Annotated in this window: 17 protein-coding genes; 6 read left to right on the top strand and 11 right to left on the bottom strand. The window is 53.4% G+C overall.

Annotation, left to right across the window (positions count from 1 at the left end):
• Positions 1 to 77 precede the first annotated feature (77 nt).
• The 5 genes from DHf2319_RS10050 to lplT all read right to left on the bottom strand — a co-directional run bounded on the left by DHf2319_RS10050 (position 78) and on the right by lplT (position 7171).
• Complete coding sequence (locus DHf2319_RS10050) at positions 78 to 1406, bottom strand: aspartate aminotransferase family protein (protein ID WP_243478078.1); 1329 nt, start codon at positions 1404 to 1406, stop codon at positions 78 to 80.
• A gap of 3 nt (positions 1407 to 1409) precedes the next feature.
• Entirely contained in the window at positions 1410 to 1835 is a 426-nt protein-coding gene (locus DHf2319_RS10045) for a universal stress protein (protein WP_243478077.1), read from the bottom strand.
• A 19-nt stretch (positions 1836 to 1854) separates the two neighbouring features.
• A complete protein-coding gene (locus DHf2319_RS10040; RefSeq protein WP_243478076.1) occupies positions 1855 to 4488 on the bottom strand; it encodes a TRAP transporter permease in 2634 nt (877 codons plus the stop codon).
• Positions 4489 to 4713: 225 nt separating this feature from the next.
• Positions 4714 to 5694 (bottom strand): TAXI family TRAP transporter solute-binding subunit, encoded by a 981-nt coding sequence (locus DHf2319_RS10035; RefSeq protein ID WP_256462157.1) that lies wholly within the window; start codon positions 5692 to 5694, stop codon positions 4714 to 4716.
• 175 nt (positions 5695 to 5869) lie between these two features.
• Complete coding sequence (lplT, locus tag DHf2319_RS10030) at positions 5870 to 7171, bottom strand: lysophospholipid transporter LplT (RefSeq protein ID WP_243478075.1); 1302 nt, start codon at positions 7169 to 7171, stop codon at positions 5870 to 5872.
• A 98-nt stretch (positions 7172 to 7269) separates the two neighbouring features.
• On the opposite strand from lplT, the gene smc reads away from it, so the two are divergent.
• Genes smc through ligA form a run of 3 tightly spaced genes read left to right on the top strand, consistent with a single transcriptional unit; the run spans position 7270 to position 13982 of the window.
• On the top strand, positions 7270 to 10815 hold the full coding sequence (gene smc, locus DHf2319_RS10025; RefSeq protein ID WP_243478074.1) for a chromosome segregation protein SMC: 3546 nt from the start codon (positions 7270 to 7272) through the stop codon (positions 10813 to 10815).
• A gap of 46 nt (positions 10816 to 10861) precedes the next feature.
• The gene (locus DHf2319_RS10020; protein WP_243478073.1) at positions 10862 to 11920 is read left to right on the top strand and encodes a cell division protein ZipA C-terminal FtsZ-binding domain-containing protein; all 1059 of its coding nucleotides are present in this window, start codon (positions 10862 to 10864) and stop codon (positions 11918 to 11920) included.
• Between the two features lie 22 nt (positions 11921 to 11942).
• Complete coding sequence (gene ligA, locus DHf2319_RS10015; RefSeq protein WP_243478072.1) at positions 11943 to 13982, top strand: NAD-dependent DNA ligase LigA; 2040 nt, start codon at positions 11943 to 11945, stop codon at positions 13980 to 13982.
• A 75-nt stretch (positions 13983 to 14057) separates the two neighbouring features.
• On the opposite strand, the gene DHf2319_RS10010 is transcribed toward ligA, so the two are convergent.
• The 4 genes from DHf2319_RS10010 to msrB are packed head-to-tail and all read right to left on the bottom strand — an operon-like array spanning position 14058 to position 16078.
• Complete coding sequence (locus DHf2319_RS10010) at positions 14058 to 14834, bottom strand: peptidylprolyl isomerase (protein WP_243478071.1); 777 nt, start codon at positions 14832 to 14834, stop codon at positions 14058 to 14060.
• Positions 14831 to 15106 carry a BolA family protein gene (locus DHf2319_RS10005; RefSeq protein WP_243478070.1) on the bottom strand — a complete coding sequence of 92 codons (276 nt, stop codon included), beginning with the start codon at positions 15104 to 15106 and terminating at the stop codon, positions 14831 to 14833. The genes DHf2319_RS10010 and DHf2319_RS10005 overlap by 4 nt, the downstream gene beginning before the upstream one ends.
• Entirely contained in the window at positions 15090 to 15680 is a 591-nt protein-coding gene (locus DHf2319_RS10000) for a septation protein A (RefSeq protein WP_243478069.1), read from the bottom strand. The genes DHf2319_RS10005 and DHf2319_RS10000 overlap by 17 nt, the downstream gene beginning before the upstream one ends.
• Complete coding sequence (msrB, locus tag DHf2319_RS09995; RefSeq protein WP_243480089.1) at positions 15677 to 16078, bottom strand: peptide-methionine (R)-S-oxide reductase MsrB; 402 nt, start codon at positions 16076 to 16078, stop codon at positions 15677 to 15679. The genes DHf2319_RS10000 and msrB overlap by 4 nt, the downstream gene beginning before the upstream one ends.
• A 54-nt stretch (positions 16079 to 16132) precedes the next feature.
• On the opposite strand from msrB, the gene DHf2319_RS09990 reads away from it, so the two are divergent.
• Genes DHf2319_RS09990 through DHf2319_RS09980 form a run of 3 tightly spaced genes read left to right on the top strand, consistent with a single transcriptional unit; the run spans position 16133 to position 18059 of the window.
• Positions 16133 to 16813 (top strand): energy-coupling factor ABC transporter ATP-binding protein, encoded by a 681-nt coding sequence (locus DHf2319_RS09990; RefSeq protein ID WP_243478068.1) that lies wholly within the window; start codon positions 16133 to 16135, stop codon positions 16811 to 16813.
• Positions 16810 to 17442, top strand: a complete 633-nt coding sequence (locus tag DHf2319_RS09985) for an energy-coupling factor transporter transmembrane component T family protein (RefSeq protein ID WP_243478067.1) — start codon at positions 16810 to 16812, stop codon at positions 17440 to 17442. The genes DHf2319_RS09990 and DHf2319_RS09985 overlap by 4 nt, the downstream gene beginning before the upstream one ends.
• 44 nt (positions 17443 to 17486) lie before the next feature.
• Positions 17487 to 18059 (top strand): biotin transporter BioY, encoded by a 573-nt coding sequence (locus tag DHf2319_RS09980; RefSeq protein WP_243480088.1) that lies wholly within the window; start codon positions 17487 to 17489, stop codon positions 18057 to 18059.
• Between the two features lie 19 nt (positions 18060 to 18078).
• Here DHf2319_RS09980 and DHf2319_RS09975 read toward each other — a convergent pair whose 3' ends face one another.
• Positions 18079 to 18744: an HAD family hydrolase gene (locus DHf2319_RS09975; RefSeq protein ID WP_243478066.1), complete on the bottom strand. Its 666-nt coding sequence runs from the start codon at positions 18742 to 18744 to the stop codon at positions 18079 to 18081.
• 106 nt (positions 18745 to 18850) lie between these two features.
• On the bottom strand, positions 18851 to 19255 hold the full coding sequence (locus DHf2319_RS09970) for a type II toxin-antitoxin system HicB family antitoxin (protein ID WP_243478065.1): 405 nt from the start codon (positions 19253 to 19255) through the stop codon (positions 18851 to 18853).
• Positions 19256 to 19286 lie beyond the last annotated feature (31 nt).

Below are 19286 nucleotides of genomic sequence, written 5' to 3'. Positions count from 1 at the left end.
TAGGCCAGCAGCCCATGCGGGCTGCTGGCAGCTGCTTCTGAAGTGCTCAACGTCCTTTGGCGATGTTGCTGGTGATCTCACCCCTGTAATGCCGCTTCAATCGATTGCGTGAGCTTGGAAACAACTTCATCGATTTGTGAGTCATCGATGATAAAGGGGGGCGCGAGCAACACGTGATCGCCATTAACGCCGTCAATCGTGCCACCCATGGGGTAACAAATCAAGCCTCGTTCAAACGCATTAGCCTTGATCTTGGCATGAAGTTTTTTGGCTGGGTCAAATGCCGCCTTGGTGTTTCGGTCCTGCACCAGCTCGATACCACGGAACAAACCTCGGCCTCGGATATCACCGATATGGGGATGACCGCCCAGTGAAGTCTCTAGTGCAGCCTGCAGTTTCTCTCCCTGCGTCTTCACGCGATCCATCATGCCGTCTGATGTCAACACATCGAGCACCGCATTGGCCGCTGCTGCTGCTACTGGATGCCCGAGATAGGTATGTCCATGTTGAAAAAAACCCGAGCCCTTGGCGATGGCATCGAAAATCTTTTGGCTAGTCAGCATGGCGCCGATGGGCTGATAACCTGCTCCTAGTCCCTTGGCAATCGTAATGATATCGGCTGTGATGCCATCATGTTCACAGGCAAAAAGGTAGCCGGTGCGGCCCATGCCGCACATCACCTCATCCAGAATCAAGAGCACGCCATATTGATCGCAAATCTCGCGCACACGCTTGAAGTATCCTGATGCCGCGGTGACGGCTCCCGACGTGGCGCCGACCACGGGTTCAGCAATGAACGCCATGACCGTCTCGGGGCCAAGTCGTTGGATTTCTGTTTCAAGCTCGTTAGCTACTCGCAAGCCATACTGCTCCGGTGTCTCATCGTCACGCTGGCCTCGATAGGCATAGCAAGGTGAGATATGCGTGGTGGGCACTAATAGAGGTGCAAACTGAGCACGGCGCCATTCGTTGCCACCAGCTGCCAATGCACCCAAGGTGTTGCCGTGATAGCTCTGGCGGCGTGCAATGACGTGATGACGATGAGGCTCTCCAATTTCGAGGAAGTATTGGCGGGCGAGCTTGATGGATGCTTCTACAGCCTCTGAACCACCGGAGACCAGGTAGACCCGGTCAATACCTTCAGGCGCGAGTGCAACTAGCTTGTCAGCCAGGGTTTCAGCCACCGGGGTGGTAAAGAATCCAGTATGTGCAAATTCAAGATGATCGATTTGTTCACGCACGGCGAGGCGCACAGATTCGTTGGAATGCCCAAGGCATGAGACCGCGGCGCCGCCTGACCCGTCAAAGTAGCGCTTACCCTGATCGTCAATGATGTAGCACCCTTCACCCCTGATAGCCACAGGCATGCTAGACTTGGCGGTGCGACCGAAAATATGATTAGGCATGACTTAATTCCTTACAACGTAGACAGATTGTTTGGCATGTTGCACGATGCGTGCAGCATTGGGACCGAGAAAATAATCTTTGAGCTCCGGGCGGTGTGCGCCAATCACGATCAGGTCTGCTTTCAATTTCTTGGCAGCCATGAGTACCTCGTGATAGACCGAGCCATGCAGCACATGGGGTTTGACGTTCACCTCTTCAGGTACGTTGGTGTTGACCCAAGCACTCAGTGCTTGTCCAAAGCGTTTAAGTGCTTTTTTTTCAAAGTCGGCGCTGAAGTAGCTAGCCACCTGGGCATAACCGAACTTGGGCAGTACCGACACCACATGCAGGGTCGTCTTTGGGCCCACCAATTCAAGCGCAGCCGCCAGAGCCTTGCCTGACGTTTTGAGGTCAGACAAGTCCACTGGCAGCAGAATGTTCTTAGGCATGGTGGCCTCGGGTCGAAATTTAGAACGCCGGCTTGGTTTGGCGACGGCGTTGCAACACGATGATGAGTAACAATAACGCAATGGCGGGGATATAGAAAACCTGCTTCGGTAGGCGTTTGGCTGGAGATAGCACGCTGACAACTTCGACCTTGTCGTCAAGATAGAAGTCAAAGCCGGCGAGTTTCTCCTGATAGACCGTATTAAACATGGGTTCATCTAGCAGCAGACGATCGCCGTCAGGCAACAGCATGAGCCCTGCCTCTTGTAGCCGGTTTGCAGCTGGGTCGTTTTCAGTTACGACGTGCGAGATCGTCAGTTCGGTTGGCTCGCCGGTGGTGAATGACGGCCCGCGCACCACAAAGCGTAGCCGTTCACCCGGCGCCATGGCGTCAACGAGTTGTGCGAGTTCAGTGGCAGGTTTTTGTTCGAATGGATCCTGCACTTGATCTAACCAAAAGCGTGGCACGAAAAGCGTAAATGCAACCAGCAAAAGAGCCGCGCTTTCCCAGAGTCGTGAGGGTGCCAGAAAGTAACCCTGTGTGGCAGCAGCAAAGAGCAACATGGCGATCGTCGCGATACAGAATATCCAAACCGCCTGACCAATGCCAGCCCAGGTGCCCAAGTCGACCCCATACAGAATCAATGTGGGCTCATAGATAAATAAAAATGGCAACGCAACGGTACGTAATGAATAGAAAAAAGCAGTGAAACCAGTACGTATCGGGTCACCGCCGGAGACGGCCGCCGCCGCGAAACTCGCCAATCCGACGGGTGGCGTCACATCGGCCATAATCCCGAAATAAAAAACGAACAAGTGAGCTGCAATCAGGGGAACGATCAGGCCTTCTTGTGCGCCGAGCGTCACCACCACAGACGCCATGAGTGATGAAACCACGATGTAGTTGGCTGTCGTTGGTAGGCCCATGCCAAGAATCAGTGAGAACACCCCAATTAGCAGCAACATCAACATGAGGTGACCGGCAGCGAGTGTGTCTACCAGGTCTGCGAGCTCAGTACCAATGGGTGTGCGAGTGACGGTCGCTACGATGATACCGGCTGCAGCGGTTGCCACACCGATACCGATCATGTTGCGCGCACCAGCAATCATGCCTTGGACTAGGTCATCAAACCCGTACTTGAATGCTTGGCCAATTTGCTGCTTGCGAAACCACGCTTTGATCGGCTTTTGCGTGATGATGATAAAGAGCATGGTCGCGACGGCATAAAATGCCGACTTGGCCGGCGATTGCATCTCCACCATCAGAAACCAGACCAGAACCACGATTGGCAATAAGAAGTGCAAGCCGGTCGGGAACACTTGCCCCATGGTCGGCAGTTTGGTTTCGTCAGTCAGTGTCTGGTCAGCTGATAGATCATCGCGGCTAGCAGCTACTTTTAGAGTGGCGAGATAAATGGCCGCGACCATCAAGAGCACAATAGGATCTGCCACGGATGGTGCTACAGATTGCAGCCCGCGCACGCCATAAATCACACCGCTAAAAACCACACCTGTCACTACAAAACCGACCAGTGTTTTTAAAAACATGCTGGCCAGGTTTTTTGCTGGGCCAAGTGCTGGCATGTCTTGTTTGAGTGCCTCAAGGTGCACGATATAAACCAGCGCGATGTAGGAAATGATGGCAGGAATAAAGGCGTGCTTGATCACCTCTACGTAAGAAATACCGACAAACTCCACCATCAGAAAGGCGGCAGCCCCCATGACTGGTGGCATGATTTGCCCATTCACGGAGCTGGCCACTTCGACTGCACCGGCTTTCTCAGCGCTAAAGCCTACTTTGCGCATGAGCGGTATCGTGAACGTACCGGTGGTGACTACATTGGCAATCGATGAGCCCGAAATCAATCCGGTCATACCAGAGCCCACCACGGCGGCTTTGGCGGGTCCTCCGCGTAGACTGCCCAAGCCCGCGAACGCTAGTTGAATGAAGTAGTTACCAGCTCCGGCTTTATCTAATAGCGACCCAAACAACACAAATAGAAACACGAACGTGGTTGATACGCCGAGCGGGATCCCAAACACACCGCCGGTGTCTAGCCATTGTGCATTCACAATCGCGTTAAACGATATACCGCTATGGGCGATGATGTCTGGAATTAACCACCCAGTACCCATGTAGGCGTAAAGCAGAAATATGCCAGCCACCACGGTTAGCGCGGGCCCTAGTGCGCGACGCGAAGCTTCGAGTAAAAGCACGATGCCGATCGCTCCGATGATGATTTGATCTGGCTGTGGCAAACCTGCGCGGGCCGTTTCCACCAACTCGCGATAGAAAAAGAATACGTAGAAAGCTGTACCGGAACCGACAATCGCCAGAAGCCAATCGGTGATCGGAATTCGGTTGCGAGGTGAAGACTTAAGAGCAGGGTAGGCCAGAAACGCCAGCAGCATCGCGAATCCCAAGTGTACCGGGCGCGTCTGGGCGGCGTTGAGCACTGGTAAGTGCTCTGCAAACCATAGTTGAGGTTGCGCAATCCAGAGCTGAAACAGTGACCAGGTGAATGCGATTGCCGCAATCAGGATGGCGATAGCGCGGTTTTGCGGGGTGCGCGCGCCACTGTCCGTGCTAGCAACAAGCTCTTGCAACTCTTCGTCACTGAATTGGCGGCTGTTGGATTGTGCTGGGGTCGTCATGGCGGGCAGTTGTGGGATTGAACAAGACCGCGAATCATACTACTTGCTGACAGATCGCTGACAAATCAGTCATTCTTATCAGTCATTCTTCGTTAGCATGTCGCTAGCGAGTTGGCCAGCCAGCCGGCAGACAGGCTGGGCTTCGTTGGTGTTCTGATGCAACTAAACCAACAGGACGGTGACCCGATGCTTCACGCATGGGGTCACCGATCCATGATGCTGACCTTAGTTCAAAAGGCCAGCCTCACGGTAGTACTTCTCAGCGCCTGGATGCAGCGGCGCTGACAGACCATCTTTGGCCATTTGCTTGGGATCGAGATTGGCAAATGCCGGGTGCAGAGAACGGAACTGGTCAATGTTCTCGAACACTGACTTAGTCAATGCGTACACGACCTCGTCAGGCACGTCGGCGCTGGTCACCAGTGTGGCACCCACACCGAAGGTGTTGGTGTCAGCGTCAGTGCCACGGTACATGCCACCTGGAATGACAGCCTTGCGGTAGAACGGCTTACCAGCGACGAGTGCATCGACTGCACCATTGTCGACAGTGACAATCACAGAGTCACACGCCGTGGTGGCTTCCTTGATCGAACCGTTCGGATGTCCAACGGTGTAGACCATGGCATCGATGTTGTTGTCACACAGTGCTTGAGACTGTTCGTTGGCTTGCAGCTCTGATACGAGTGCGAAATCATTCATGGTCCAGCCCATCTGATTCATCAGCACTTCCATGGTGGCGCGCTGGCCTGAACCTGGGTTGCCAACGTTCACACGTTTGCCCTTTAAGTCCTCAAAGGTCTTGATGTTGGCGTCTTTGCGTGCCACGACAGTGAAAGGCTCGGGGTGGATAGAAAACACCGAGCGCAACTTGGGGTTGGCACCCTGTTCTTTGAATTTGTCAGCACCGTTGTATGCGTTGAATTGAACGTCAGACTGTGCAACACCAAACTCGAGTTCACCATTGCGAACGGCATTGACGTTAAAGACTGATCCGCCGGTGGATTCTGCACCGCAGCGGATGCCATGTTCAGCGCGGGTTCTGGCCATCATGCGACAAATTGCGCCGCCAGTGGGGTAGTACACGCCCGTTACGCCACCGGTACCGATGGTGATGAAGGTGGGCTGTTGGGCTTGTGCCTCGGGAGCGGCGGTCATGCCGACCACAGCGCCGATGGCCAATGCGCTTGCAGTTGCCAGTAGTTTCATCGTGCTTCTCCTATGTGTTTCGGAAATAAATCTCAAAGCCAATTTGTCATGCACCTTGTGAGTACATGGCTAGCTTTGCCGTAACCAAAGTATAGGTGGGAATTTGAAGGGCACCCAAATTCCCCTATAAGGGTTTGCCCTTCGTCATGCGTATTAAGAGAAGCAGGTGTCAGTGTTAAAGCGCGGTTCCATGACCGTGGCGACCGATCTCGCCAAGGAGCTCAGGATTTTGCTTGAGGTTAGACCGACTCCAGCGCATGATCACAGCCATGAGCACCGCCACGATCACGCCAAAGATCACAATAATGACGTTAATTGGCAGTTCAAGCCTTAACATCAGTGCATAAATGCCGAGCATGAGCAAGATGTTCAATTGTTCATTGAAGTTTTGCACAGCGATCGAATGACCCGCTGATAGCAGCAAATGGCCGCGGTGCTGAAGCAACGCGTTCATGGGCACGACAAAGTACCCAGACAGGCCGCCTATGACAAGCAGCAAGCTATAGACCTCCCATTTCTCGGTCACTAGCGGCATAAAGAGAACGACCAATCCCATCACGATACCCATGGGTAAGACGCCTAGCGCTTTGGGCAGTGGTACCCGACTGGCGTACACCGCTCCAAATATGGTGCCAAACGCCGTTACACCCATCAGGATCGAGGCTTGGTCGAGACGGTAGCCCAAATGGCTGCGGCCCCATTCAATCACGATCAGCTGCAAAGTCGCACCCGCACCCCAAAAAAGGGTAGTCACCGCAAGTGAGATTTGTCCGAGCTTGTCGTGCCAAAGAATCTTCACGTAACCGGCAAACGACTTCAGAAGCTTTGCTGGGTTCTTGTGCTGCGGAGGATATTCGATATTTGTTCTTGGGATCAATAAGTTACAGATAGCTGCTGCTGCATACACAAAACTGATGCAAAGTATGGCAGCCTCAGCAGGCGTTTTCACAAAACTGGCGATTGCCGGATGGCTGAGCAACCAGCCCGAGACGGTCGGTGATATCAGAACACCACCTAGTACAGTACCCAGAATGATTGACAAGACGGTCAGACCTTCAATCCAGCTGTTGCCTTTAACCAGATCGAGGGGAGGAAGCATTTCCGTCACGATGCCGTACTTGGCTGGCGAATAGGCTGCTGCACCAACGCCCACCAGCGCAAAGGCGCCAATCACCAGATAAGCCGAGCTTGAGTCTGAAAGGCCAAACGCCCAATACCAGAACATCAGCAGACACCCGGTAATTTTTAGGGCATTGGTGGCGAACATCACACGGCCCTTGGGGAAAGAGTCAGCAAAAGCGCCAACAAATGCAGCTAAGAGTACGTAAGTGGCAGCAAACCACCACTTCATCATGGGCGCCATCCAGTCAGGGCTGTCAAGCTGCTGCAACAGTGCGATCGCCGCAATAAATAAGGCGTTATCAGCCAGTGAAGACAAGGCTTGTGCTGCCATCACCAGATAAAAACCTCTATTCACCCGCATGCTCCGTGGATACCCGCAGGCGAGTATAGCCTCATGCCCGTGACAGCGTGCGTTATTATTCCGGCATAACCAAATCTTCCCTAGAAGACACTGTGCGCCTGACTCAAATAAAACTCGCTGGCTTTAAGTCCTTTGTTGATCCAACCGTGATTCCCACGCCTAGCCAACTAGTTGGCGTGGTTGGCCCCAACGGCTGTGGTAAGTCCAACATCATCGACGCTGTTCGCTGGGTGCTGGGTGAGACGCGTGCAACTGAATTGCGTGGTGAGTCCATGCAAGACGTCATCTTTAGCGGTTCGGGTGACCGCAAGCCAGCTGGCAGAGCCTCTGTTGAGCTGGTGTTTGACAATAGTGCCGGGCGCGCCGCGGGCCAGTGGAGCGTGTTCAGTGAGATTTCAGTGCGTCGGGTACTGACCCGTGATGGCACCAGCAGTTATTTCGTCAATAACCAGCAGGTGCGCAGGCGTGACGTACACGATATTTTTCTGGGCACTGGTTTGGGCTCTCGGGGTTACGCCATTATTGGCCAAGGCATGATCAGCCGTTTGATCGAAGCACGTCCCGAGGAGTTACGTGTCTACCTCGAAGAGGCTGCTGGTGTATCCCGTTACAAAGAGCGTCGCAGAGAGACAGAAAACCGTTTGCACGATACGCGCGAGAACCTGACCCGGGTTGAAGACATTTTGCGTGAATTGAATAGCCAGTTAGAGAAGCTTGAGCAGCAAGCCGTGGTAGCTGGCCAGTATCGAGAGTTGCAGGAAGAAGGTCAGTTAAAACAGCACGCCTTGTGGTTTTTACGTGAGCAAGCGGCGCACGAAGAAAAAGCCCGTCTCGCACAAAAGACTGAACAGGCCGAACAAGCGCTTGAAGAGGCTATCGCGCGTTTGCGTCAAGCCGAATCGGATCTCGAAACACGTCGGCAGGCGCACTACGCTGCTAGCGATGCTGTGCATCAAGCCCAAGGCAAGCTCTATGAGGCTAATGCCAAGGTCAGTAGCCTAGAGGCTGAGATTCGCCACATCGTTGATGCTCGAAACCGCATTCAGTCGCGTCAGTCGCAATTGACGACTCAAACTGAAGAGTGGGCTGCTCAAATCGAGCATTGCACGGCCCAGCTAGATATTGAACGTCAGGCACTTGAGACCCAAGCAGCTCAACTGGAAGAGGCGCAGCTTGCCGCTCAGGCGGCACAGGCTGAGTTGCCAGATATAGAGCAGCGTGTCCGAGAGGCGGCTGCTCAGCGTGAGCAGATGCGCAGTGCCTTGGCAAAGATTGAACAAGAACTGGCATTGGTGGCGCAACGCCGAGGTGATGCCGAACGGCAATTGCAGGTTTTGGCTCAACGGCGCGAGCGTTTGCAGCAAGAGCGTCGAGACGCTGCTGTGCCCGATGAAGAAGCGCTAGTGCGTCTAAAAGGCGACAAGCAGGCAGCAGACCAGCAGCTCGAACAAGCGCATGCAGCATTAACGGACTTAGAAGCAGCGCTACCCGAAGCAGACCAGGCGCGTGCCCAGGCGCGCGAGCAATTGCAAAAAGAGTCCACCCAACTATCCAATCTTGAAGCCAGGCTTGCAGCGCTGGTGGCATTGCAAGAAGACGTGCAAAAGTCTGGCACGCTGGAGCCTTGGCTTGCCAGCCATGAGCTTGCACAGCTGCCGCGTCTTTGGCAAAAGTTGCAAATACAGCCAGGCTGGGAGGCTGCGCTTGAGGCTGTGCTCAATGAGCGCATGGTGGGCGTCGAAGTCAGCAACCTTAGCTGGACTCAGGCCTTTGCCAACGATGCACCGCCGGCGCGTCTGGCGTTCTACCAAATGCCGGTGCCCGCAGCGTCTGGCTCAGATGCCTCAAGTCTGAAACCGCTATTGTCTCTGGTGCAAACCAGCGATCCTGCATTGCGTACGCTTTTGAGCCAGTGGCTAGGTCATGTGTATGTGGCCGATAGCGTCTCGGATGCCATTGCCAGGCGAGATCAATTGCCGTCTGGTGGTATGTGGGTTGTTCGTGAAGGCCACTTGGTCGATACGTCTAGCGTACGCTTTTATGCGCCCGATTCCGAGCAGGCTGGCATGCTGGCACGCCAGCAGGAAATTGAGAATCTGCAACGTGAGATCAAAGCACAGCAGATGCTGGCTGATCAAGCCCGAACAGCAGCAACCCGCTCTGAAGTTGCCTGGCAACAGGCATCCGAAGCAGTGGTCCCAGCGCGTCAGCGAGTATCTGAATTGACGCAGCGCGCCCATGATTTACAGCTGTCCGTGGCGCGTTTGCAGCAAGAAACAGAGCAACGTCAAGAGCGCTCGGCACGCCTTGATGAGGACCTTGGCGACTTGGACGCACAGATCGAGACACTAAGCGCTGAGAGCGAGACCTCCGAGGCTCGGTTTGGTGAACTCGATGAACAGTTGGCAGAACAACAAAGCGTATACGCCGAGCTTGAAATGCAGGGTGAGACGATTGCCAGCCAAGCGCAGGCGGTACGCGATCGTGTCCGTGATCGTGAGCGTGCTGAGCAAGAGGGCGTATTTGCCGAGCGTGGTACCCGAGCTCGCATTGCTGAGCTTGAGCGTAACCTGCAGTTGGCGACTGATCAGCAAACACGTGCAGCACAAGAAGCCGATTCACTGGTGCATGAGTTGGCAACGCTAGATGCGGCAACCCCTCAAAATGGGCTGCAAGAAGCACTTGAAATTCGTGCTGAACATGAGGAGGTGTTGGGTCGCTTGCGCATCGAAATGGATACGCTAGCCGCTCAATTGCGTGAGGCTGATGAGGCTCGGCTCACGCTGGAGCGTTCACTAGAGCCTCAGCGCGAAGCCATCACCCAATTGCAATTGCAGGATCAGGCGGCCAGACTGTCAGCTGAGCAGTTTGCTGAACAACTCGATGAGCATCAGGTTGATCGCGAGCAACTGAAGATTCAGATTGAGCAGAGATCACAGGATGATGAGCGTGGCGATTGGCACAAAATCGGCTGGCTGCAAGGCGAAGTGCAGCGCATCAATCGTCAGATCGAAAGCTTGGGTGCGGTTAACCTCGCGGCGCTAGAAGAGTTGAACAGCTCGCGCGAGCGCAAGGTTTTCCTGGAGTCACAGTACAACGATCTGAATGAAGCCATCGAGACGCTCGAAGATGCTATTCGCAAGATTGATCGAGAGACTCGAGAGTTGCTGCAAACTACCTTTAATGAGGTCAATGGCCACTTTGGGGAGCTTTTCCCCAAACTGTTTGGTGGAGGTGAAGCCAAACTGGTCATGACGGGTGAGGAGATACTGGACGCAGGCGTGCAAGTCATGGCTCAGCCGCCAGGTAAGCGCAACTCCACCATCCACCTGCTGTCCGGAGGTGAAAAAGCACTAACAGCAACGGCCCTGGTGTTTGCGCTATTCAAACTGAATCCTGCGCCGTTCTGTCTGCTTGACGAAGTTGATGCGCCGCTTGATGACGCGAACACCGAGCGTTATGCAAACCTCGTGAGCGGAATGAGCGATGCTACGCAGTTCTTGTTTATTTCGCACAACAAGATTGCCATGCAAATGGCCAAACACCTGATCGGTGTGACCATGCAAGAGCAGGGCGTTTCACGTATTGTGGCGGTAGATATCGATTCGGCTATACAGCTAGCAGCTGAAGCAGCCTGACCCTAAAGCCAGGGTTGATGTGTCGAACCAGAGATGAGGGGCTAGCATGAGTGAATTGCAAATCAGTCTGATCGCACTTGGTGGCATCGTTATCCTGGCCATCGTTGGTTTTAACTGGTGGCAGGATCGTCGCGCTCGACAGAAGATGCAAGACAGTTTGCCGGCAGTCGATGAGGATCCTTTGCTCAGGGCTATAGACGATGACGAGGGGCCCGAGCGGCGTGAGCCTGGTTTAGGTAGTCTTGGGTTAACAGCACAGTCTGCCGATGATGACGGCGATGCGGTTGGTCAGACCGCACCACTGGCAGAGCCGGACGCCATGATCGAAGCGGTGATTGAGTTGCACATGACGCAACCTGTTTCTGGGCGTGAAATTGCGGTGCATTTACGCGATGGGTTTGACTTTGGTCGTCGTCCGGTACGAGTTGTGCTGCAAGCGGAAGATGGTTCACTATCGGCACAGTTGGCCGCTGAGCGGCTCTACACCGCTGTGCAGTTGGCAGTGTTGCTCGCCAATCGTGCTGGTCCGATTACAGCAATTGAATGGTCACAGCTTTGGGGTAAAGCTCAGGACCTAGCCGAGAAACTTGAGGCCAGTGTAGACGGTCCAGAACAAAACGATGTGCTTGCCCAAGCCAATGAGCTTGACAGCACTTGCGCTACGCTCGATGCCCAGGTCACGTTGACCCTGGTGCTCAATGACAGGCGCACAACTACAGATCTAGTGTCTAGCGCAACGGCCATGGGGTTTGTCAATCACGAGAGTCATCTGTCATGGATTGGTGATCACGGACTGGAGTGCTTCACCTTGTCTCGTGCTGATGGCCAACCGTTAAATGCAGGTATGAGTCATGTCACACAATTGACGCTGCTGCTTGATGTGCCAAGATCACCGTCAAATCCGGTGAACTTTGGTCGCATGATGGAAGTTGGTCAAGAGCTTGCCCGTCGAGTGGGCGGTGAAATTGTCGATGATCAGGGGAATCCACTGGCACCCGGCGCAGATGTGACGATAGATCAGCAACTGCAGGCCCTATGTTCTCAGCTCGAAGCGGCTGGCTTGACGCCTGGCAGTGATCGTGCAAGGCGCGTTTTCTCGGGCTAGTTGCCCAAAGTAGATTATCCGCATGACCGAGATTCCTGAAGACGTTAAAGCACGTGCTAAACAATTGGGCGAGCAACTGGAAAAGCACAATTACGCTTACTACGTGCTAGATGCGCCTACGGTGTCAGATGCTGAATTTGATCGCTTGATGCGCGAGCTGCAAGCGATCGAGGCCCAATATCCTGAGCTACAAACGCCAGACTCACCCACTCAACGTGTGGGTGGCCGGGCGCTAGATGCGTTTAATTCAGTGCGTCATGCAGTGCCAATGCTCTCGCTTGGCAACGCTTTTGATGATGAGGAAGTCACAGCATTTGATCAGAGGGTTTCGCAAACTCTGCGTCAGGCAGGGCAGATGCCTGACAGCGGTTCGGTTGAGTATTTTTGCGAATTAAAGCTTGATGGACTGGCATTAAGCCTAAGGTATGAGAATGGTCTACTGACCCAAGCTGCAACCCGTGGCGATGGCCAGACTGGCGAAGATGTGACTGCCAATGTACGCACGATTCGTTCCATTCCATTGAAACTAAAGGCGTTAGCGCCAAGCGTCATCGAAGTGCGTGGTGAAGTGTTCATGGATCATGAGGACTTCAAGCGCTTGAATGAGCGTCAGGCAGCACGTGGTGATAAAGTCTTTGTTAACCCTCGCAATGCAGCGGCTGGTAGCTTGCGTCAGCTCGATCCCAAAGTCACTGCGACACGTCCTTTGAGGTTTTTTGCGTATGGCTGGGGTGAAGTCAGTGAGCCCTTGCGTTCGACTCACAGCGAGATGCTGGATTGGATCGCAGAGTTGGGATTGCCAGTTAATCGGGTTGAGCATGCTTGCGTGCAGGGCAGCCAGGGCTTACTGGATTTTTACAGGCGGGTCGGGGCCAAGCGCGCGGCGCTCGACTATGACATTGATGGTGTGGTCTACAAGGTTAATAGTCTGGTTGCCCAGAAGACCTTGGGGTTTGTGGCAAAGGCCCCTCGGTTTGCATTAGCGCATAAGTTCGCCGCTGAAGAAGCACAAACCAAGCTAGTGGGAATTGACTTGCAGGTTGGCCGCACCGGCGCGATTACACCGGTGGCCAGGCTTGCCCCGGTGTTTGTCGGTGGGGTAACAGTGACCAACGCCACGCTTCACAACGAAGATGAAATCCGCCGTAAGGATGTCCGAATTGGTGATACGGTGATTGTGCGTCGCGCTGGTGATGTGATTCCTGAGGTGGTGGGGCCAGTTTTAGACAAACGCCCGGATAATGCCGTCTTATTTCAAATGGTATCGCAATGTCCGGTGTGTGGCAGCGCGATCGAACGCCCAGAAGGCGAAGCGGTGGCGCGCTGCACGGGTGGGCTCTTTTGTGGGGCGCAGAGAAAGCAAAGCCTGATCCACGCGGCTTCACGCAAGGCACTGGATATTGAGGGGTTGGGTGACAAACTCGTTGAGCAGCTCGTTGACAGGGGGCGTGTTCACAGCCTGGCAGATATCTTTGCGTTGTCTGAACAGGAGCTTGCGGGTTACGAGCGCATGGGCCAAAAGTCAGCACAAAACCTGGTGCAAGCTATTGATGTAGCCAGAAAGCCGCCGTTAGAGCGATTCATCTATGCCTTGGGTATTCGTCATGTGGGTGAGACCACCGCACGTGATCTTGCACGTCATTTCATGTCGATCGAGGCCTTGATGGCTGCTAATGAGGAGTCGTTGTTGTCAGTGCCAGATGTTGGCCCCGTGGTGGCAGCATCGGTTGCACATTTTTTTGCGGAGACGCATAACCGCGAGGTCATTGCCGATTTACTCAAAGCTGGGGTGCAACCTCAAGCACCAGAGGTGGTGACCGGTGCAAATGCCGATGTTGCTGGGCAGACCTTTGTGCTGACAGGCACTTTGCCCACCTGGACGCGCGAAGAGGCATCTGCTGCCATTATGGCGGCAGGCGGTAAAGTCAGTGGCTCAGTATCTAAAAAAACCAGCTACGTTGTCGCCGGTGAGGAAGCTGGCAGCAAACTCAGTAAAGCTGAGTCTCTAGGCGTACCGGTTATCGATGAGGATGGCCTAAAAGCTTTATTGGGGATAGGGTAAGTGGTTACACAATAAGCGGGCCGGACGTTTAATGGCGTGCGGCCCGCTTGTTGGGTCTGCGTCTAAGCGTAGTCTTTAATTGATCTTTGCTTCACTACGCAACTTCTGCTGGTATTGCACCAGAGCTTGCTGGCGCATCATCTCTTCAAGCTGTGTACGTACTTCAGCAAATGGCGGGAAAGCGATTGGGCGGGCGTCAACGACTTCAATCACATGCCATCCAAATTGGGTCTGTACCGGTTTGTCAGTCATCTGGCCCTTTGGGGTATTTTTCACTGCCTCAGCAAACGGGGCGACATAGTTATCTGCAGATGCCCAACCGAGGCTGCCGCCTTGTGCTGCGCTGCCGGGGTCTTTAGATTGGGCTTTTGCCAAGTCTTCAAACTTTGCTGATTTATCTTTCAATTGCTTTTGCAGGTTATTGGCTGTTGCCTCATCCTCAACCAGTATGTGTCGCACGTTGTACTCAAGAACTTCACCCTGTTCTTTTTTAAGTTTCTCGTACTCGGCTTTGACTTTTTCTTCGGTCACTGGGTTTTTTTCAAGGTAGTCGGCCATTAGTGCTCGCACCAAAATACCTTGGCGGGCTAATTCAAGTTCGGTCTGTACATCAGGCTGCTTGGTGATACCAGCTTTTTCAGCGGCCTGAACCATGACCAGACGATTGATCATTTCCTCTTTGACTTGATCGCGTAATTGCGGGGTATCCGGTGCACCCTGGGCGCTTAAGAGTTTGATGAACTGATCGTAAGCTTGTTGAGTGATTGGTTGCCCGTTCACCGTGGCGACGTTTTGGGCATAGATAGGTGCTGCAATCGTGACAGCTGCAATCAAGAGGGCAAAGCGTTTCATGAATTTCCTTTTTGAGGGATGGATGTCTGTAGCGCCAATGCGTGAATTGGAAACGGCATCAGGTCATTGACCAAATCGTACACCAGACGGTGTTGGGCCACCTTACCTTTGCCATTAAAGCAATCTGCCTCTATCCACACCCTGAAATGACTGGCCCCACCCTGATTGCCGGCATGACCAGCATGCAGATGGGATTCGTCATCGATCTCGAGCAGTGTCGGTTCAAGCTGCTTTAATCGTTCACGCAAAAGCGCTTCATGTGGGTTTGTCATTGGATTTACCTTTTGGTTCCACAGAGGTATCAATGTCATCGGCAATCATGTGCTTGGATAGCCAAAGCGACTGGGCAATCACAAATACGACCAGCAGCCCCATCAACCCGAATACCTTAAAGTTAACCCATGCAGATTCGCTAAATAAACCTGAGAAAGCCACAAACAGGTTCAAAGCGCCGGCAAACAAGAAAAAGATGGCCCAACTCCAGTTCAGACCACGCCAACCAGCCTCAGCGAGCTTTACTTTGCCAGCCAGTAACTTTTGCAGAAGGTTCTTGCCTAAGATTAATTGGCTACCCAGCAAAATCCCGCCAAATAGCCAATACAACACGGTTGGCTTCCATTTAATGAAGGCTTCATTCTGCAACCAAAGCGTAGCGCCTCCGAACACAACAATCACCACCAGATTGATCCAGTGCATGGCCTCAATCTTTTGTCCGGTTAATTTGATGTAGGCAATTTGGCCAACAGCCGCTACCATGGCCACCGCAGTCGCTACATAGATATCTGCGAATCGATAGGCAACAAAAAACAGCAGCAGTGGAAACAGGTCGAACAGGAATTTTTTCATTGACCTTCCAGTGACTCAAAAGTCAGTGAAAGTGAATTGATGCAGTATCGCAATCCTGTCGGTGGTGGGCCATCGGGAAATACATGACCCAGATGAGCATCACATATATTGCACAACACCTCAGTTCTAACCATGCCGTGACTGTAGTCGGTTTCCTCGCGCACACAACCCGGGTTAATCGGTTCAAAGTAACTCGGCCAGCCACAGCCGGCATCAAATTTGGTGTCTGACGCAAACAATGGTGTGTTGCAGCAGACACAGTGGTAGATGCCTTTTGCGCGGTGATCCCAAAATTGACCGGTGAAGGCACGTTCCGTGCCTTTTTGGCGGGTAACATGAAAGCTTTCTGGCGTTAGAATCTCACGCCACTGATCATCGGATTTTTTTATCTTGTTCATCATGTTCTTTCGGGTTGAACTGTCAATTCACTATCAAAACTTTCGCGAGCAGCCATGTTAATCGAGTTTAAATCGGTCACGCTTGAGCGCTCGGGTCGCACCATTCTTAAAGACCTTAATCTTAGCCTTGTCCAACACCGGATCGGTATTATCGGGGATAACGGTGCGGGAAAAAGCTCTCTGGCACGATTGATTAATGGTTTGTTGACGCCTAGTGATGGTGAAGTCTGGATAGATGGTTTAAATATTGCTGGACGGCTGACCGAGGTGCGTCAGCAAATCGCCTTTGTATTTCAGAATCCAGACAATCAGATCGTGTTTCCTGTGGTTGATGAGGATCTCGCTTTTGGTCTAAAGGCGATCTTGCCTCACGCTAGGGATAGGCAGGCTCGGATCATGGAGGTACTGGGTGTACTGGACATGCAAGACTTGGCTAAACGCCCAGTCGCGCAACTGTCTGGTGGGCAGAAGCAGTTGGTGAGTCTGGCCGGCGCCTTGTGTCGCAGCCCCAAGCTGATGATCCTTGATGAGCCTACTGCTCAGCTTGACTTGCGCTACCGCAATCGCTTGCAAAGCATCCTGTCAGAATTGCCACAACAAGCCATCGTACTGACCCATGACTTGGCAATGCTTGAGACTTTCGAGAGAGTATTGGTCATCGATAAAGGTCATGTGGTGCATGACGCTACACCATCTGTGGCGATTGCTTGGTATGAACGCAGGTGCCAGGCGTGAATTGGCACTTTGAGCACCCTGACCACACCCCTGCGACCTGGTTGCATCGATGGCCTGCAGGGCTGAAACTTGCGACGTTACTTGTCATGGCCACTGCATTCGTGATGGTCCAGAACCCTTGGGTGTTGGCCGCAAGTAGCATTGTGATGGCTGTGGTTTGGCGCAGTGTCACAGGGCCATTGCGCTGGCGCGCATGGCGCCAAGCCTCGTGGCTGGCGATCACTATTGCAATGATCGTCATATACGTGGCTGCCTTTAGCGGTCTTCATCAGGCCATGGTGGTGTTGTTTCGTCTTTTGGCGCTATTGTTGGCGGCGCTTGCTGTGGTGGCAAGCACCCCGATCAGTGCCATGATGGCAGTCATTGAGAGGATACTCGCCCCATTAGGTCGTCGTGGCTGGGTTAACCCGGAAAAAGTTGCACTTGCGTTTGGTCTGTCGCTCAGAATGGTGCCCGTTCTGATGGAGCAGTGGCATGAAATCAGTGAGGCTCAAGCTGCTCGGGGTGTGCGTGCGTGGCCTCATGCGTTGCTTGTACCGATGCTGGCCAGAACACTCAAGCGTGCTGATGAGATCGCTGAAGCAATCGACGCCAGAGGGCAATGCGCTGAGTCATCCAACATGCGGTAAGCTTGTGGCATTAATTCCAATTTGTATCTGCCATGGCCCAGTCACTGTCGTCCAAAGACATCACCTACATTGCGCTGTTCACGTCGCTGACGATTGTGTTTGCGATCATCCCGCCCATTCCAATGCCGTTGGTGCCAGTTCCACTGACACTACAGACCCTTGGTGTCATGCTTGCGGGCTTGGTGCTTGGGCCACGGCTGGCTCTGATCTCGATGGCGTTATATCTCGTGATTGCCTTGGTGGGGTTTCCGGTCTTGCCCGGCGGGCGTAGTGGCTTGGCTGTCTTTGCAGGACCGACGGGCGGCTTTTTGTTGGGATTTTTACCTGGGGCTTTTGTGACTGGCTGGATGGCCAGACGCTCAATGCAACTTGCGCAAGGCCAGCGTAGCGGCGCCCAAATATTTGCCAGTAACCTCACAGCATCGATACTCGGCGGAGCCCTGACGGTTTATGTCATTGGTGTGCCTTGGTTAGCAATGGTGACTGATACGCCCCTGTCTAAAGCTGTGCTTGCGGTTGCTATTTTTATGCCAGGCGATGTGATAAAGGCCTTGATTGCTGCTTTTGTGGCAACCCGTTTGGCCCAACTGATGCCAGCGGCCGGTGATCGGCAATAGTTAGTCGGGTGTGGTCTTGTTAGCTGCGGCTGATGCGATTCTGAATGACATCCCAGATAAGTGAGGGATGATCAACGATAGCGTCAGCACCCCAGCTATGCACAGGCAGTTCGGTGCCGCAATAGCCGTAGGCTGCTGCAATCGATGGCATCCCGGCTGCTTGGGCGGCCTGAATGTCGCGTATGTCGTCTCCCACGTAAAAACACTCGTGGGTCTCAAACCCAGCTTCTTTTGCAGCGTGTCGCAGGGGCAGGGGGTGAGGTTTGGCGAATTCAAGGGTGTCACCACACACCAAAGTGGCACAGTCTGGAAGGTTTAGCCAGGCCACGATTGGCTCTGCATACCGGGTGTGTTTGTTGGTGACAATACCCCAGCGCATTTGCGCAGTCCGGATGTTGTCAAGCAATTCGCTAATGCCCTCAAATATCACGGTATCTGTGGTGCTGTTTTGCTCATAGTCCGCCAAAAAGGCCACGCGAGCGTCTTCAAACTCTGGGTGATCAGGCTCAAAGCCAAGCGAGGCTTTGACCATGCCCCGCGCACCCATCGATACGAATGGGCGTAACTGTTCAATTGGCAGTGCCGGCATACCGCGAGCCAAACGTAACCGGTTGGCTGCTGCAGCCATGTCTGGTGCTGTGTCGGCAAACGTGCCATCGAAGTCGAATAAAACCAGTCGCGTCATTCAATTCACCTGTCAAAAAACCGCCCCGAGCCTGATTAGGACATGATTGTACGGGGCGGCGTATGCAGTGTTTTAAAACCTTGGTGCGCGAATGGTTTTGATTGGGTCAGGCGGCCTCACGATCGGTTTCGGTGACGGGTGGTTGCTCTGACTTTTCGCAATGAGGTAATTCAGCCTCCTGCAAAAAGTTGCGCAAAGCTCGGACCACTACGTTGTTAAGTGATGTCCCTTCTGCTTCTGCACGTAAAACCGCTGTTTGATGAAGGTGTGGCGCGATACGTACATTAAACTGACCCTTAAAGGGTCGTTGAGGAAATTTACCTGTGCGAGCACAGTCTTCGAGGTAATCGTCGACAGCTTGCTCAAAAGCACGCTGCAGTTCAGGGATAGTGGGTGCGGCGTAGGCAACCGTATCTTCAATAAACAAGATATGCCCTTTGAGCTGACCGTCGCGCACTGATGGCTCGATCGAACCGTGGTAACCCTTATGACCTAAAAGCGTTGATTTCATGGTGTTGCCAAATTTTAGTTGCCAAAAAGAA

Origin of the sequence: Orrella daihaiensis, from assembly GCF_022811525.1 — a bacterium.
GTDB classification, from domain to species: Bacteria; Pseudomonadota; Gammaproteobacteria; order Burkholderiales; family Burkholderiaceae_B; genus Algicoccus; species Algicoccus daihaiensis.
This window is presented reverse-complemented; position numbering and strand designations above follow the sequence as displayed.

What these genes read in the sequence shown, in the direction of transcription:
- DHf2319_RS10050 (WP_243478078.1), bottom strand. Translation starts at nt 1,406, where the DNA reads ATGCCTAATCATATTTTCGGTCGCACCGCCAAGTCTAGCATGCCTGTG.
- DHf2319_RS10045 (WP_243478077.1), bottom strand. Translation starts at nt 1,835, where the DNA reads ATGCCTAAGAACATTCTGCTGCCAGTGGACTTGTCTGACCTCAAAACG.
- DHf2319_RS10040 (WP_243478076.1), bottom strand. Translation starts at nt 4,488, where the DNA reads ATGACGACCCCAGCACAATCCAACAGCCGCCAATTCAGTGACGAAGAG.
- DHf2319_RS10035 (WP_256462157.1), bottom strand. Translation starts at nt 5,694, where the DNA reads ATGAAACTACTGGCAACTGCAAGCGCATTGGCCATCGGCGCTGTGGTC.
- DHf2319_RS10020 (WP_243478073.1), top strand. Translation starts at nt 10,862, where the DNA reads ATGAGTGAATTGCAAATCAGTCTGATCGCACTTGGTGGCATCGTTATC.
- ligA (WP_243478072.1), top strand. Translation starts at nt 11,943, where the DNA reads ATGACCGAGATTCCTGAAGACGTTAAAGCACGTGCTAAACAATTGGGC.
- DHf2319_RS10010 (WP_243478071.1), bottom strand. Translation starts at nt 14,834, where the DNA reads ATGAAACGCTTTGCCCTCTTGATTGCAGCTGTCACGATTGCAGCACCT.
- DHf2319_RS10005 (WP_243478070.1), bottom strand. Translation starts at nt 15,106, where the DNA reads ATGACAAACCCACATGAAGCGCTTTTGCGTGAACGATTAAAGCAGCTT.
- DHf2319_RS10000 (WP_243478069.1), bottom strand. Translation starts at nt 15,680, where the DNA reads ATGAAAAAATTCCTGTTCGACCTGTTTCCACTGCTGCTGTTTTTTGTT.
- msrB (WP_243480089.1), bottom strand. Translation starts at nt 16,078, where the DNA reads ATGAACAAGATAAAAAAATCCGATGATCAGTGGCGTGAGATTCTAACG.
- DHf2319_RS09990 (WP_243478068.1), top strand. Translation starts at nt 16,133, where the DNA reads ATGTTAATCGAGTTTAAATCGGTCACGCTTGAGCGCTCGGGTCGCACC.
- DHf2319_RS09975 (WP_243478066.1), bottom strand. Translation starts at nt 18,744, where the DNA reads ATGACGCGACTGGTTTTATTCGACTTCGATGGCACGTTTGCCGACACA.
- DHf2319_RS09970 (WP_243478065.1), bottom strand. Translation starts at nt 19,255, where the DNA reads ATGAAATCAACGCTTTTAGGTCATAAGGGTTACCACGGTTCGATCGAG.